Genomic DNA, 15,900 nt, shown 5'->3' on the forward strand with positions numbered 1-15,900 from the left:
CTCAGCTCTGGTCGGGTTCGAGCTCCGCCAGGGACCGGGCGAGGTGCCCGCGCAGCTCGGCCTGCGGGAAGAGGCCGACGGCTCCGGTCAGGAGCACCGAACACCCTCCCGAGCGGGCCGGTTGCACGTGGAGGACGAGGTCGAGGTCCGCCCAGTGCTCGGGCACGGTGTCGTGGGGCAGGTCGTCCGGCACCACGGCCGGGTTCTCCTCCGGCCCGTGGACGACCAGCCCGGCCGCGCAGACCGGCGGCCGGACCGCGGGGTCGACCGGATCGGCGAGCTCGGCGATGTGCAGCAGCGGCAGGTCGGCGTGGTCCAGGGCGGACAGCAGCGCCCGGTGGGCGTGGCCGGCCCCGGTGGCGCCGAGCACCACCGGCAGCAGGTCGACGGCGCGGCCGACGAGCGATTCCTCGGTGGCCGCCGAGCGGTGGGAGACCGGCATGCCGATCACCGTGGACGTGCCGCCCGACATCCGGGAGACGATCCGGCCGAGCAGGTCGAGGAAGGCGGCCGTGGTGGTCGTCCCCGCCGTCCGGCCTGCCTGCTGGAGGCGTGCGTACGCGTCGGCGGGGAGGACCTTCCGCACCCCGTGGTTGCGGAAGGTCCTCGGGCCGGTGCGGCGCTCGGCGAACGGGTCCGGGGCGACCGGGCCCAGGCTGGTGCGCCAGTACCGTTCCAGCTCGGCGCGCCGGGCCGTGCGGCGGACGGCCCTGGCGCGGGCGTAGTCGCTGTAGCGCGGGGCCGGTCGGGGCAGGTCGCGTCCGGCGAGCAGGGCGAGGAGCTCGTCGGCGAGGATGCCCACGGAGGCGCCGTCGCCCCGGTGGCGGGCGAGCCTCAGCAGCAGGTGCCGGACGGTGCCGTCCTCCCCGGTCAGCAGGACGACCTCCAGCCCCGGTGATCCTGCGGGCAGCGGCCGCTCGACCAGTGCGGTGTCCCAGTGGACCAGGGCGGGCCGGTCCGGCAGCGGGGCCACGGGGCAGGGCTGCCACGCGTCGTGCTGTCCCGTTCCGGCGGCCCCCGGTGTCGCCTGCGGGGCTGTCGGTTGTAGGGCCTCGTGCCGGGCGACCAGTGCGCGGACCGCCCGCTCCACGTCCTGCGGATCCACGGGGGCATCGAGCCTGAGCAGCAGCGGAATCGGGGGAGCGGGGTGTCCGAGGGCCCGTTCCTGCTGGGCCACCAGGAGCTGTTCGGGCGTCTGGGACGCGTCGGCTCCGGCGCCGTCGGCGGGAAGCGGCCGCGCGGCGGCGAGCAACGTCCTGACCTCGGTGGCGAGTTCGACGGCCAGCGGATGCGTCAGGACGGTGCGCACGGGGACCTCCACCCCGAGGCGCCGGCTCAGCACGGAGGCGATCCGGGCGGCCCCCAGCGACGCGCCGCCGAGGTCGTAGAGATGGTCGTCCAGGGTGGCCGACGGCCGGTCGAGCGCCGCCGCGAACGCCTCCACCACGGCGGCGGCCACCCGGTCGTGGGCGGCGGCGGGGCCGTCCGCCGTGCGCGCGGAGCGCACCATGGCCAGCAGCGCGCGGCGGTCCGCCTTGCCGTTGGCGGTCACCGGCAGCCGCGGGAGCACCCGGATCTCGCCGGGCACCATGTACGGCGGGAGGGTACGGGCCAGATGGGCGCGCACCGCCGCCGGGTCCGGGGCGGGCTCGCCGGTGACGAAGCCCACCAGGCGGCTGACGCGTTCCCCGACGACGACGGTCGCCGCCTCCCGCACCCCCGGCGCGTCCACGACGTGCCGGTCCACCTCCTCCAGCTCCACCCGGTGGCCGCGCACCTTGACCTGGTTGTCGCTGCGGCCGACGAACTGCACGCTCCCGTCGGCGTTCCACCGCACCCGGTCCCCGGTGCGGTACATCCGCGAGCCCGGGGGACCGGCCGGGTCGGGCAGGAACCGGGCCGCCGTTTCGGCCGGACGGTCCCGGTAGCCTCGTGCCACCCCGGTGCCGCCGATGTACAGCTCGCCGGTGACCCCGATCGGCACCGGACGCAGCGCGCCGTCGAGGATGTGCAGGCGCACGCCGGAGACGGGGTGGCCCACGGGGGCGGTGCCGCCCTCGGCCCCCGCCGTGCACCGGTACGAGGTGGCGTCGATGCAGGTCTCGGACGGCCCGTACTGGTTGCGCAGTTCACCGCGGCCGACACGCAGGTAGCGGTCGGCCTGCGCCGAGGGCAGCGCCTCCCCGCCGCAGAAGACGACCCGGGCCGGCAGCCGGCGCAGATCCTCGTCGTCCAGGGCCGCGAGCAGGGACGGGACGACGTCGACCACGGTCGCGCAGTGCTCAAGGGCTGCCTCCACGAGGGCGGCCGGATGCGCCCCGAGGTCGACGCCGGGGAAGACCACGCCGGCCCCGGCGACCAGCGGTCCGAAGCACTGCCACAGCGACGGGTCGAAGACCAGGGGAATGGTCTGGAGCACCCGGTCGGGGGCGGCGAGGCCGATCGCCTCGCGGCGCCAGGCGAGTTCGTTGGCCAGCGCCCCCAGCGGCACCGGGACGCACTTGGGCGTACCGGTCGTGCCGGAGGTGAACACCGCGTAGGCCAGGTCCTGCGGGCCCGTGCGGGCCACGGGCGGCACCGCCGTGCCGGTGGCAGGGAGCTCCCGCGCGCCCCCTCGGGGGAGCCGGATCGTCCGCAGGGCCCTCCCCGGCGGGCCGCCGTCGGCGTCGTGCCCGGTGGCACGGTCCTCGGTGGCGTGGTCCCCGTCGGTGCGGTCCTCGTTGGCATCGGGGCCGTCGGCGTCGTGCCCGGGGCCGTCGGCCGTGCGGACGAGGAAGTCCGCCCGGGCGCTGCGCAGCAGGGCGCGGCGGCGTTCCGCGGGGTCGTCGGGGCGCAGCGCGATGATCCAGCCGCCGAGCCGCCAGACCGCCAGGGCCAGCGTCGGATAGTCGGCGCCCGCCGGCACGTCCAGGGCCACCGCCGAGCCGGGGCCGACCCCGGCCAGGGCGAGGTGGGCCGCCGCGCGCTCGGTGCGCTCGTGCAGTGCCCGGTAGGTGAGGTGGCCGTCGGCGGCGTCCCGGACGGCGAACGCCTCGGGGGTGCGCCGCGCCCAGTCCGCGAAGGCGTCGTAGGGCAGGCGGGCCCCGGCCGCGGGCGGCGCCGTCGAGGCGGCCGCGATGGTCGCGCGCTCGGCCGGGTCGCGTGCGTCCAGGGCGGCCAGCGGCGCGTCGGGGGCGGCGAGGACGGAGGCGAGGCAGCGTCGGTAGGCCCGCCCGAGCCGGGCGAGGGCCGCGTCGGTGTAGTGCTGCGGGGAGCCGGTCAGCCGGACGACGGCGGTGTCGGCGTGTTCCGTGAGCTGCACGGTCAGCGCGCCCTGGTCGCCCTGGACGCGCACCGGCAGGGGGGTGACCGTGAGGGGGCCGGCCGGGCGCGGCCGGTTGTCCTCGTGGGTCAGGACGAAGGCGGCGGCGGGTACGGGCACGGCGGTGTCGTCGGAGGTCAGGGGGAGGGTCGGGTGCTGTGAGCCGGTCAGGAGCTGCTCGCCGGTCCGCCGGGCCAGCGCGGCGAAGCCCAGCGCGGGGGGCAGGGGCAGGGCGAGGGGCATCGCGGAGACGAAGGCGCCCACGGTGAGGTCGTAGCGCTCCGCCGCCCGGTTGGCGGTGGGAACGCTCACGGAGGCCGTCCGGGTGCCGGTGACCGCGCTCCAGGTGGCCGCGAACGCGGCGAGCCACACCGCGTGTGCCGTGCAGGCGTGCCGCCGGGCGAACGCGTGGACCTGCCGGGTGAGGTCCGGGGGCAGCGCCAGCTCGGTGTGCGGCATCCGGGCGGCGTGCTGTGCTGTGGCGTGCTCCGTGGTGGTCGGGTCGACGGCGAAGGGGAGTTCGGCCCCGTCGTCGGCCCCGTCGTCGGCTCCGTCGTCGGCGCGGCCGCTGGAGCGGGCCCAGTGGGCGGCGTGGGCGGCGAGCGCGGCCCGTCCGTCCGGCGACTGCTCCCAGCGGACGTAGTCGAGGTGCTGGGCGCCCGGCGCGGGGCGGGCGGAACCGGGGCCGTCCCCGGCGGCGTACGCGTCCAGCAGGTCGTCGATCAGCACCCCCAACGACCATCCGTCGCAGACGGCGTGGTGGAAGGTCAGGAGGAGGGTGTGCTGCTGCGGCCCCTGGGCCAGCAGGACGGCGCGGACGTACGGGGGCCGGTCCAGGCGGAACGGGCGCGCCGCCTCGGCGTCGAGTGCCCGGTCCCGCTCCGGCGCTCCCGAGGGCAGCTGCCGCACCTCCAGCGGGATGCGGGCGGGCAGGTCGAAGCGCTGCCGGGGCACCCCGTTCTCCTGGCCGAAACGGGTTCGCAGGGCCAGATGGCGGGCGGCGAGGGCGTCCAGGCATACGCGGAGCCGGTCGATGTCCAGCGGGCCCGCGAGCTGGAGGGCCAGGGGCACGGTGTAGGCCGCCGACGCGGCGGGGGACGCCTGCTCGGCGAGCCACATCCGGTACTGGGTGACGGAGAGGGGATGGCTGCCGGCCGCGGCCTCCGGGCGGGACGGGAGCGCCGGTTCCGAAGGGGCCGGTGCCGGTACGGAAGCCGCCGGTGGCACGGCCGCGGGGCTGCGCCCCTGGAGCCGGGCGGCCAGTTCGGCGCGCTGCCCGGGGGTGAGCCGGTCGAGGGGCGAGGCGGTCATCCGAGCTCCTCCCCGGCCTCGTCGAGGATCTGCTGGGCGATCAACCGCTCGACCAGCGCGTACTGGAGCCCGATGGACCGGGCCCGCAACAGCTCGCCGACGGGGACGTCGACGCCGAACCGGCGGCTCATCCCGCGCGCCAGCCGGGCCACGGTGAGCGAGTCACCGCCGAGCTGGAAGAAGTCGGCCGTGTCGGGCACGTCGGTCACCCCCAGCTGTTCGGCCCACAGAGCGCGGAGGATCGCGACGGGGGTGTCCGCGACGGGCTCGGCCGCGTCGGCGACGGCCGCCCGGGCGGGTGGTCCGGGCGGTGGTCCGGGCGGTGCTCCGGGCGCCGGGGCGGCCGGCACCGGGTGGCGCGGGCCGTGGAACGGATAGGTCGGCAGCGGGACGGAGCGCCCCGGCGCCTGGAGCGGGGAGAGGTCCAGGGGGAGGCCGGAGCACCACAGCCGGCCGATCGCCGCCAGCACCGGGCGGGCGGTGGAAGCGGCCGGGGCGTGCGCGTGCGCGGCGGGGGCCGGCGGCGAGGAGCCCAGCAGCGGGATCGCGGGCAGCCCGGCGGCTTCCGCGAAGCCGCTCAGCACCCGGCCGGGCCCCACCTCGACCGCGACGGCGTCGGGGAACTTCGCCCGGGCCGTCGCCAGCGCGTCCGCGAAGCGCACCGGCCGGCGGGCGGCCCGGGCGAAGTGGCCGGGGTCGGTGAGCGAGCCCTCGGGCAGCAGCTGCCCCTCCGTGTTCTCGATCCACGGCAGGACGGCGGGGCGCACCTCGGCGGCCGCCGGTGTGCCCCGCAGCGCCTCGGCCGCCGGTTCGATCAGCGGGGAGTGGAAGGCGCGGGACGACCGCAGCACCTTGGCCGCGTACCGGCCGCCGATCCGCTCCCGGAAGGCCGCCACCGCCGCGGGGGGCCCGGCGAGCACGGTGCTGGTGGCGGCGTTGACCGCCGCGATGCCCAGCTCGGCGCCGGTCTCGGCCAGCAGGGCCCGGGCCTCGGCCTCGCCGCAGGCCAGGGAGACCATCGCGCCCGGGGCGCAGTCCTGCATCAGCAGGGCCCGGCGTGCCACCAGGCGGGCCGCGGTGTCGAGGGCGAGGGCGCCGGCCAGGGTCGCCGCCGTGATCTCCCCCAGGCTGTGCCCGAGCAGCGCGCAGGGCACCAGGCCCAGGGCGAGCAGCGCCGTCCCGGCGGCGTACTCGACGGCGAAGAGCGCGGGCTGGGCGAGCGCCGTCCGGGCGAGCCGTTCGGCGGGGAAGGAGGCGTCGTGCAGCGCCTCGTCGACCTCGCGGGCGAGCCCGGGGGAGAAGGCGGCCAGGCAGGCGTCCAGCGCGTCGGCGAACGGGGGCAGGGCGGCGGCGAAGGGCGCCGCCATGCCGGGGAACTGCGTCCCCTGCCCCGGGAAGAGCAGCAGCGCCGGGGCGGGGTGCGTGGCGGGTTCCGGCGCCGGCTCGGCCGGGGCCCGCAGCGCCGCCACGACCTCGGCCACGCTCGCGCCCACCGCCGAGGAGCGGTACGGGAGTTCCGCCCGCCGGGCGAGGGTCCGGCCGACGTCCGCCAGCGAGGGGGCGGCTTCGGCGTCCTCCAGGTGCGCGGCGAGCCGCTCCCGCATGCGGGCGAGGGCCCGCGGGTCCTTCGCGGAGAGCACCACCAGCCGTTCCCGCCCGGTCGGCGGGGCGGGCGGCGCGGCGGCCGGCTCCGGCGGCTGCTCCACCAGCATGTGCACGTTGGTCCCGCCCACGCCGAACGAGCTCACCGCGGCCCGGCGCGGCTGCGGGCCCCGCCACGGCCCGGCCTCGGTGGGCAGGGACAGCGGCGAGTCCTCCCGTTCCAGCAGCGGATTGGCCTGGCTCAGCCCGGGAAGCGCGGGCACGTACCCGTGCCGGAGCACCAGCAGTGCCTTCACCAGCCCGGCGAGTCCGGCGGCGGCGTCGAGGTGGCCGATGGTCGCCTTGAGCGCGCCGACCGGGATGCTGCCGGGAGCGGCACCCAGTGACCGGTACACCGCCGAGGCGGCGGACCACTCGATGGGGTCGCCGACGCGGGTGCCGGTGCCGTGGCTCTCCAGGTAGCCGACGGACGCGGCGTCGACGTCGGCGGCGGCGAGCGCGGCGCGGATCGCCTGCTCCTGGCCCGCCGCCGACGGCGCGAGGAAGCCCGCCTTGGCGGTGCCGTCGTTGTTGACGGCGGAGCCCAGCAGCACTCCGTGCAGGGGGAGCGGGCCGCCCGCCACGTCCTCGTGGCGGCGCAGGACGACGCCCAGCGCCCCCGAGCCGCCGAGGGTGCCGTCCGCCGAGGCGTCGAAGGGGCGGCAGTGCCCGCTGAGCGACATCACTCCGCCGGCCATCGGCAGGTGCCCCGCCTGGGGGGCGTTGGCCGACGCGGCGAGCACCAGGGCCTGGTCGCACTCCCCGTTGTTCAGCGCCTGGACGGCCAGGTGGGCCGCGACGAGCGAGGAGGAGCAGGCCGTGAGGACGGTGAGCGCGGGCCCGGTCAGCCCCAGTTTGTAGGCGATGCGCGTCGCGAGGAAGTCGCGTTCGTTGACGAGGAGCGCCTCCTCGAACTCCGGGGGCGCCAGCGAGCCGGAGGCCAGGAGGGCCCGCAGATGGCCGCTGCCGCTGGCGGCCGCGTACACCGCCGTCCGCAGCCCGTCGCCGGCCGTGACGCTGTGGCCGGCGTCCTCCAGGGCGGCCCAGGCGCACTCCAGCAGCAGGCGGTGCTGCGGGTCCGTCAGCCCGGCCTCGCGGGGGCTGACGCCGAAGAACTCGTGGTCGAAGCGGTCGGCATCGTCGAGCGGCCCGTGGACGGGGACGTAGGCCGGATCGTCGGCGAGGGACGCGGGGACGCCACGGGCCGCCAGCTCCTCCCGGCTCAGGCGCCGGGTCAGCACCCGCCCGTCGCGCAGGGCCTGCCACAGCTGTGCCAGATCGGCCGCTCCGGGGAAGCGCCCCGTCATGCCGGTGACGGCGATGTCGAGGGAACGGTCGCGGTTCATCGGTCGGCCTCCTGGGCGCGGCGGTCGCGGAGCGTACGGGCCGCGTCGCCGCGTCGGCGACGGGACGACCCGGCTGAGGGCGGTGGTTCCGCCCCGGGGGCGGGCGGCGCGGCCGTCGTGCTGCGCGCCAGTCGGGCCGCGAGGTCGGCGACGGTGCTGTGGCGGAAGAGGTCGAGGATCGGCAGCCGGACGCCGGTGTGCCGGTGCAAGGCCTCCTGGAGCGCCGGCACCAGCAGCGAATGCCCCCCGAGGTCGAAGAAGTTGACGTCGCCGGGAACGTCGACGACGCCCAGGACCTCCCGCCACGCCGCGGTGACCGCCGCGTGCCCGGGCGACACGTCCCCGGCGGGCCGGGCGAGCGCCGAGGCCCGGCGCCGGGCCGCCTCCTGCTCCAGGGCCCGCCGGTCGACCTTGCCGTTGGGGGTGACGGGCAGCCGCTCCAGCCCGTGGACCACGGCGGGGACCATGAACTCCGGCAGCAGCTCGGCGACTTCGCGCCGGATGGCCTCCGGCCGCCCGCCGCCGGTGACGAAGCCGACGAGGCGCGCGCCGCCGTCGGCGACCACGGCCGCCTCCCGGACGCCCTCGGCGCCGCGCAGCGCCGCCTCCACCTCGGCGGGCTGCACCCGGTGGCCCCGGACCTTGATCTGGTGGTCCAGCCGGCCGACGAAGGCGAGCGCCTCCGGCGCCCGCCACCGCACCCGGTCGCCCGTGCGGTACATCCGGGCCCCCGGCTCGCCGCCGAACGGGTCGGGCAGGAAGGCGCCGGCCGTCTCGGCGGGCCGGCCGACGTACCCCCGGCCCACGCCCGCGCCGCCGACGTACAGTTCGCCGTCGACCCCCGGGGGGACGGGGCGCAGGGCGTGGTCCAGGACGTAGAGGCGGTAGCCGGGCACCGGGCCGCCGATGTCGACGGCCTCCGGCCCGTGGTAGCGGCGGTAGCTCGCCCAGACGGTGGCCTCGGTGGGGCCGTACTCGTTGACCAGCGCCACCCGGGGCAGGACGGCGAAGTGGCGCCGCAGCAGCTCGTCCGGGAGCGGCTCCCCGGCCGTGACGACCTCGCGCAGGCTCCGCACCGCGTCGGGGCCGGCCCGGTCGGCGGCGGTGAGCAGCAGGGCGTGGAGCGAGGGCACGCACAGCAGCCGGGCGACCTGGTGCCGGGCGATCAGGGCGACCAGGGCCTCGGGGTCGCGGACCTCGTCGTCGCTCGCGACGACCAGGCGGCCACCGGCCGACAGCGTCCCCCAGATGCCGGCCGCGGCCGAGTCGAACGCCGCGGGCGAGAGCAGCAGGAAGACCGGCCGCCCCGGATAGACGGTGCGGCGGGCGGCCGTGGAGGCGGCCAGCGTGCCGTGCTCGATCACCACGCCCTTCGGCCGCCCGGTCGTCCCGGAGGTGTAGATGACGTACGCGGGGTCGTGCGGTCCGGGCGGGAGGGGGACGGTGGGCTCGGCGCTTCGGTCGGCCGCCGGCTCGGCGCTCCGGTCAGCCCGCAGGTCGGTCCCCGGCTCGGCCGCCGAGGACAGCGGGAGCAGCGGGACCAGCGGCAGCCCGAACGACGCCGCCCGCCCGGCCATGGCCGCGTCGGTGACGACGGCGGAGGCCCCGCAGTCGGCCAGGCACGCCGCCATGCGGGAGTCGGGGTGCCGGGGATCGAGCGGGACGTACGCGGCACCGGCGAAGTGCACGCCGAGCAGCGCGGTCATCAGGCCCGCGGACCGCTCGGTCAGCACCGCCACCCGGGCGCCCCGGCCCGCGCCCCGGGCGGTCAGCCGGGCCGTCAGCCGGGCGGCGAGGTCCAGGGCGTCGGCCCGCAGCCGCCCGTACGTGAGCTGCTCGCCCCCGGCGACCACGGCGGTCCGCTCCGGTGCCTCCCGGGCGATCCGGGCGACGAGCTCGCTCACCGGGACCACCGGCGCGAACGGCTCCGGGCCCCGCCCCCACTCCAGGGGGAGACGCCCCGGGTCCAGCGCCACGGGGAGCGCGGCCGGCGCGGAGGGCTCGGCGGCCAGCGCGAGCAGCACCCCGCGGATCCGCTCGGCCAGCTGCCAGGCCTGGTCCGTCGTCCACCGGTCGGTGCGGTGGAGCACGTCCAGCCGGGCGCCGTCAGGGGTCTCCCGGAGCAGGATCTCGACGTCGTACTTCGCGATGGCCGCCGGGATCTCCACCGGGCGGGCGCGGACGCCGGGCGGCGCGGCCGTCGCCGTGGCCGGCTGCTCATGGTCGACCAGCACCTGGAACAGGGGGGCCTGCCCCGGATCGGCCCGCAGACCGAGCTCCCGGACGAGTTCGTCGAAGGGGTGCGCGCGGTGCGCGTGCGCCCGCAGGAGGGCCGCGTGCGCCTGGGCGACCGCCTCGCCGGCGGTGCCGCCGGGGCGGGGGCGCAGCCGTACCGGGACGGGGTTGACGAAGAGGCCGACGGTCTCGCTGAAGCCGGGCGGTCGGACGTCCATGGTGGTACCGACCAGGACGTCGCCCGCCGCGCCGTACCGGTCGGCCGTGACCGCGAACGCCGACAGGACGAGGACGAGGGCCGTGGTGCGGTGAGTCCGCGCCGCCTCCGTCACGCGCCGCCACTGCGCCGCGTCCAGCGGGACGCCGACCGTCGCCGCGGTGCGCCGGTGCGGGCCCGGCCGAGGCCCGCCGAGGGCGACCGGTGAGTGCGCGGAGACGCCGGCGAGCTCCTCGGCCCAGAACCGGCGCAGCCGTTCGGCCTCGGCGGGCGACGGCCCGGGGACGGCGCCCGCCGGGGCGGGCGGGAGCGCCGGGCCGCCGGCCAGCCGGCTCAGCAGCTGCTCGGTGATCAGCTCCGTGGAGCGGCGGTCGAGCACGAGGTGGTGGCCGACGAAGACCAGTACGTGGTCCTCGGCGCCGGTCCTGAGCACCCGCAGCTCGACCAAGGGCTCCTCGAACAGGTCGAAGGGCCGGTGGGCCACGCGCCGCAGGTGCTCCGCCAGGGCGTGACCGGGGACGTCCCGCACGCTCACGGTGAACGCTGTGAGGGGCCACTGCCCGCGCCCGGGGGCCACGTCGTCGTCGATGACCCGCAGCCGCGTCTCGGGGTGGGCGGTGAGCACGTCGTGCCAGGCCGACTGCAGGCGCGCGGGATCCAGCGGACCGCTCAGCCGCAGCGCCCAGTACACGGTGAACTCATGGCTGTCCGGCTCCGCCCGGTGCAGCAGCCACAGCCGCCGCTGGGCGGCCGACAGACCGGCGGGCGCAGCCGTGGACGGGCCCTCGCCGCCGGCGGGCGCGGCCCGCGCGATCAGGTGCCGCAGCCCTTCCGGTGTGGGGTCGCCGAAGAACGAGGCGAGGTCGACGCGCACCCCGCACTCCTGGTTGACCTCGGCGACGAGCCGGGCCGCGTCCAGTGAACTCCCGCCGCAGGAGAAGAAGTTGTCCCCGTTCGAGGCGGGCGGGCGGCCGAGCGTCAGGGCCCAGAGCCGGACGACGGGGTCCGCGCCGCCGTCCGACGGCCGCACGGGCGCGGGCACGGGCAGGGCACGCTCGTCGACCTTTCCGCTGAGCGTGAGCGGGAACGCGTCGACGACCTCGATGTGCGCGGGCACCGCGGCGGGCGCCAGCCGCCGGGCCGCGAGGCCGCGCAGCTCCCCCGGCACCGGAACCGGCCCGGGGCGGCGGAGGGTGACCCAGGCGAGGAGCCCCGCCGTCCCGGTCGGGCCCCGGCGGGCCACGTAGGCGTCCTGGACGCCCGGCGCGGCGCGCAGCACCTCCTCCACCTCGTACGGGTCGACCCGCTGGCCGCGCACCTTCAGCTGGTGGTCGGTCCGGCCGTGGTAGATCAGGTGTCCGTCGGCACCGAGGGTGACGCGGTCCCCCGTGCGGTACATCCGGGCGCCGGGTGCCGGGGCGAAGGGGTCCGGGAGATAGCGCTCGGCCGTGAGAGCGGGCGCGTTGAGGTAGCCGCGGGTGACCAGCGGCCCCGCGAGATACAGCTCGCCGCGGGAACCGACCGGCACGGGGCGGAGGTCGGCGCCCAGGACGTAGGCCGAGGTGCCGTCGAGGGGCCGGCCGATGCTGGGGGTCCCGTACTCGTCGAAACCGCACCACGTGGTCTGGATCGTGACCTCGGTCGGACCGTAGCCGTTGGACCCCCTCACACCCAGCTCGCGCAGCCTGTGCCAGGTCGTGGCGTCGACCGCCTCGCCCCCGAAGTCCAGCTCCAGGCCGGTGCGTTGGAACATCTCCTCGACGCCGAAAGGGCGCATGGCGGCGAACATCGACGGCGAGGTGCTGAGCAGGCGCACGTCGTTGCGCTCGACCCACTCCACCAGCGCCTGCGGATCGCGGTACGTGGCCTGGTCGGCCACTACCAGGCAGCTGCCCCGGAAGAGGTAGAGGAGCTGCTGGAAGAAGACGTCGAAGGAGATGGCGGCGGTGACGCCGACCCGGGCGGCCCCGGCTCCGGCCGGCTGCGCGTCGACGAGGACGGCGAGGCCCCGGTGCTCGACCATGACGCCCTTGGGGCGGCCGGTGGTGCCCGAGGTGTGCAGGACGTACGCCAGATCGTGGGGGCGGGCGTCTTCGGTGTCCGGGGTCTCGTCGTGCGCGTCCTCGGTGTCCGGGGCCTCGTCGACGATCGTGAGCGACGCGTCGAGCCGGTGGCGCGACGCGGGATCGCACAGCACGAGACGGGTGCCGGTGTCCGCCACGACGTACGCGAGACGGGAGTCGGGCTGGGAGGGGTCGAGGGCGACGACGTGGGCCCGCACCCGCCACGCCGCCAGCACGGACGCGACCAGGGCGACGCCCCGCTCGCGCAGGACGCCTACCGCGGTGCCCGGGCCCGCGCCGTGGCGGTGCAGGGCGGCGGCGAGCCGGGCGACCTCGCGGTCCAGGCCGGCGAAGGTGAGGAGGTCGTCGCCGCACCGCACCGCGGGCCGCCGGGGCTGTGTGCGCACCCAGGCGTCGAACCGCTCCATGAGGGGCTGCGCGTGCTCCGACGGATCGGCCGGCGCGATGATCAGGGACGGCGTCGCCGCGCTCGTCGATCGGGGCAGCGGTGCCCCGGGGTCGCGGGCGAGGGCGAGCAGGACCCGGCGGTAGACGGCGAGCAGTTCGGCGGCGGCCGCGTTGGTCGTGCCGCCGCGCATCCGGCGCGTCACCGTCACCGAGGCGTCGTCCGCCCGTAAGCAGAGGTCGAATTCGAGGTCGAAGCGAGTGAGGCCGATCATCGCGCCGGGGTGCTCGGCGGGGGGAGCGGCTCCGGGAGCTTCGAGGGCATCGGGGACTTCAGGGCTCCCTGGGGGTTCAGTCGCTTCAGTCGCTCCGGGCGCCTCCGGTGCGCCTGCGACGGGTGCCGCCGCGGGCTCACGCACCGCTTCCATCGCGCGGACGGTGAGCCCGCCGAGTGCCGGCCCCGGGAGGGGGTCCCGCAGCTGGAAACTGACGGTGAGTCCGGGCGCCGCGGCGTCGAAGAGGTCCGCGCTCTCGTGGATCGGCTCGTGGGCGTGGGACAGCGCCTCGGCGACGGTCCGCCGCACACCGTCGCAGAGCTCGGCGCCGAAGGCTCCCGAGGGCCACCGCTGCCGCAGCGGGACCATCCGCGCGAAGCAGCCGACCAGCGACACGGTGGCCGGTGTCCGGGAGGCGAAGGGCGTGGCGACCATGACGTCGGGGGCGTTGCCCTGCGTGGCGAACGCCGCGTAGAGGGCGGCGAGTCCCATGAGGTACGGGGTGACGCGCAGGCGGCGGGCCGCCGCGCGCACCGCGTCGGCCTCGTCCGGGGGCAGCGGGAGCACCAGGACGTCGGCTTCGGCCGTCCGGGGGCCCGGGGTGCGTGGCAGGGCCTCCGGCCACTGGGCGTCCGCCAGTTCGAGGGGCCAGAAGCGGGAGGGTTCCGCCGGCGCGGGCGGGCCAGGTGCCGTGGGCGGGGCCGCTGCCGCTGCCGTGGGCGGTGCCGGGGCCGGTTCCGGTGTGAAGGGGGGCCCGCCGGTGGTGCGGGCGTCGTACGCGGCACCGATGTCCGCCAGCAGGTTCTCCAGCGACGCCCCGTCGCACGCGATGTGGTGCACCAGGAGGGAGAGCACGTGGTGGTCCGGTCGGTGCCGGAACAGGTCGACGCGGACGGGGCAGTCTCGTCTCAGGTCGAACCGGTGGCGCCCGACGGGCGCCCAGGGCGCGGCGTCGGCCGTCGCGGCCGTGTCCACCGCGGCCGTGTCCACCGTGGTCCATCGCGGCTGCGGCGCGCCGGGAACCCAGGAGGGCACGCCGTCCTCGTCGACGAGCCGGCGGGCGAACACGGGGTGTTGGGCGACGGTCTCCTCGACGGCGCCCTTCAGGGCCTGCTCGTCGAGCTGCCCGCGCAGTTCCCAGACGCGGTGGATGTTGAAGGACTCCGGCTGGTCCCGACAGGTGAGCCAGATACCGAACTCCGGGGCCGAGAGCGGGAATGCGAATTCGGCATCCGATGCCGGACCCGAATCCGAAACCAGGTCGCTCCTGTTCACTTCGGTTGCCCCTTCCGTACGTGCTGGCGGCACTCGGCCGGTGGTCCGAGTGCGGGGTGTCGAGAGAAAGAATGTCGCTGTGCGGCCATCCGGGCATGGGGCTCTGAAAACTCGAAGAGTTCGCCCGTGAGTGGGCGGATGCCGGTGACGGCGAATTGAGAGGGGAACCGGGGGCGCGTACCTGAAGGTGCGGTCGGCGCCCTCGGGGATCGGTGCCCCGGGTCGGACCTCCGGCATGCCGGGGTCCGTTCACGAAACGAGTCTGTATGTGCCCTGGGAATTTTTCAAGAACGACCAAACGGAATGTCTTATTCTCGCAGGTGCGGGGAGGGCGACTTTCTGGACATAGGGCTGCGTCCGCCTCTCCCGACACCGGATCCGGCGCTTCCGCCGGCGCTCCTGCCGCCTCGGGGCCGGTGCCAGGGTGCACTTTGGGGCGAATCGCACCGTTGATTTGGGTGAAACCTGTGGACCTTGCGAAGGTTGGTTAAAGGATGTTATATGGCTCGGTAAAACAGTCTCGGGCCAGGATTGGCGTACTTCTCGAAGGCTTGACCCCTGTGGTACGTTCCAGGCGAAGGTGCACCGGATCCGCGTCATCGAGTGCGTGCGACGAGCGGACACCCCTTATTTCGACACGGTTCGAAAGGGTCCGGCAGGAGCGGGAAATCCTGTGGATCACGGACCTGAAGTCGGTATTCAGCTGGCTCTCGCCAATTCATCGACCGCCTGCCCGGCAGGCGGCCGTGCCCCGCAGGCAATATCTCGACAGGGAGGTCTCATGGGTCTGCAATTCGGCTTCTGTTTCGGTACCTCGTTGCGCCATGACGTGAAGCGGGACCACTTGTGGAAATTGCTCGAAGCGGTGGAGCAGTACGGATTCGATTCGTTCTGGTTCTACAACAACAACGGGGACGACATGCCCCCGCCGCTCGAGCTGGCACGGGAAGTGGCCCACCGGACGTCCGCCCTGGTGTTCGGTCCGCACGTCCTGGTCGCCGCCGGCCTGGAACCCTCCGCCGTGGTCCGCGAACTGACCGACCTGTACCGGCGGTCCAACGGCCGGTTCGTCGCCCAGCTCGGCATCGGCGGCCCCCGCGAGGCCCTCATCCGGGACCCCGCCGAGGCGGCCGCCGCCCTGGAGGACATCCTGCGCCGTCTCCGCCGCCTCGTCGGGGAGTCCGCCGGGGAGTCCAGCGGCAGCGGCCCGGCCGGGGTGCCGCCCGTCTGGCTGGGCGGAGGCCGGGAGAGGACCGTACGGCGCGTCGCGGCCCTCGCGGACGGCTGGGTCCCCGCGTTCATCACCCCCGCCGAGTACCGCCGGCGCCTGAAGGTCCTGGACGAGGAGCAGCAGCGCCTCGGCCGCACCGAGCACATCACCCGCGCGGTGCAGCTCGTCTACGTGCCGCCCGCCATCGACACCCCCGAGCTCCGGCGCGAGCTGGACGCCGAGGTCTCGGCCCACAAGCAGGGCTGCACCAGCCGCGACGTCTATGCCGTCGGCGGCGACCGGGCGTTGCGCGAGCGCCTGGCCGAGTTCGCGGACGTCGGCGTCGAACACGTCATCCTGGTCCCCGCCCGCGCGGTCCCCGACTGGGAAGCCGAGATCGCCCGGCTCCACCACACCGTCACCACGTCGTTCGGCTAGCACGTCCGCGGCTGCGCGGCTCCCGGTTCTCCCTCGCCGAAGCGGCGCTTCACCGGTGGCGGGCCCTGTCACGGGTCCGCCATCACGTCCGCAGTCGGAGTCGTCGGCCGGTTCGACGCCCTTCTTGGTTTGTCGGGAAGTGCCCCCGCAATGAACGATGGTTGAGCAACCGGGCGGCGCCGT

4 protein-coding genes are annotated in these 15,900 nt (G+C 76.3%); 1 reads left to right on the forward strand and 3 read right to left on the reverse strand.

Going from position 1 to position 15,900, the window contains the following annotated elements; translation table 11 throughout:
* Window position 1 precedes the first annotated feature (1 nt).
* From ACFWPT_RS07375 to ACFWPT_RS07385, 3 genes are read right to left on the reverse strand one after another with little or no spacing between them, the layout of a single operon-like run.
* The gene (locus tag ACFWPT_RS07375) at window positions 2-4,612 is read right to left on the reverse strand and encodes an amino acid adenylation domain-containing protein (protein WP_380480250.1); all 4,611 of its coding nucleotides are present in this window, start codon (window positions 4,610-4,612) and stop codon (window positions 2-4) included.
* The gene (locus ACFWPT_RS07380) at window positions 4,609-7,599 is read right to left on the reverse strand and encodes a type I polyketide synthase (RefSeq protein ID WP_380480252.1); all 2,991 of its coding nucleotides are present in this window, start codon (window positions 7,597-7,599) and stop codon (window positions 4,609-4,611) included. The genes ACFWPT_RS07375 and ACFWPT_RS07380 overlap by 4 nt, the downstream gene beginning before the upstream one ends.
* Complete coding sequence (locus ACFWPT_RS07385) at window positions 7,596-14,069, reverse strand: amino acid adenylation domain-containing protein (protein WP_380480254.1); 6,474 nt, start codon at window positions 14,067-14,069, stop codon at window positions 7,596-7,598. Before ACFWPT_RS07385 ends, ACFWPT_RS07380 begins: the two co-directional genes overlap by 4 nt.
* A gap of 781 nt (window positions 14,070-14,850) precedes the next feature.
* Here ACFWPT_RS07385 and ACFWPT_RS07390 point away from each other — a divergent pair.
* Window positions 14,851-15,717 carry an LLM class flavin-dependent oxidoreductase gene (locus ACFWPT_RS07390; protein WP_380480256.1) on the forward strand — a complete coding sequence of 289 codons (867 nt, stop codon included), beginning with the start codon at window positions 14,851-14,853 and terminating at the stop codon, window positions 15,715-15,717.
* The last annotated feature ends 183 nt before the right edge of the window (window positions 15,718-15,900 follow it).

It is taken from the genome of Kitasatospora sp. NPDC058478 (genome assembly GCF_042720345.1).
GTDB lineage: Bacteria > Actinomycetota > Actinomycetes > Streptomycetales > Streptomycetaceae > Kitasatospora.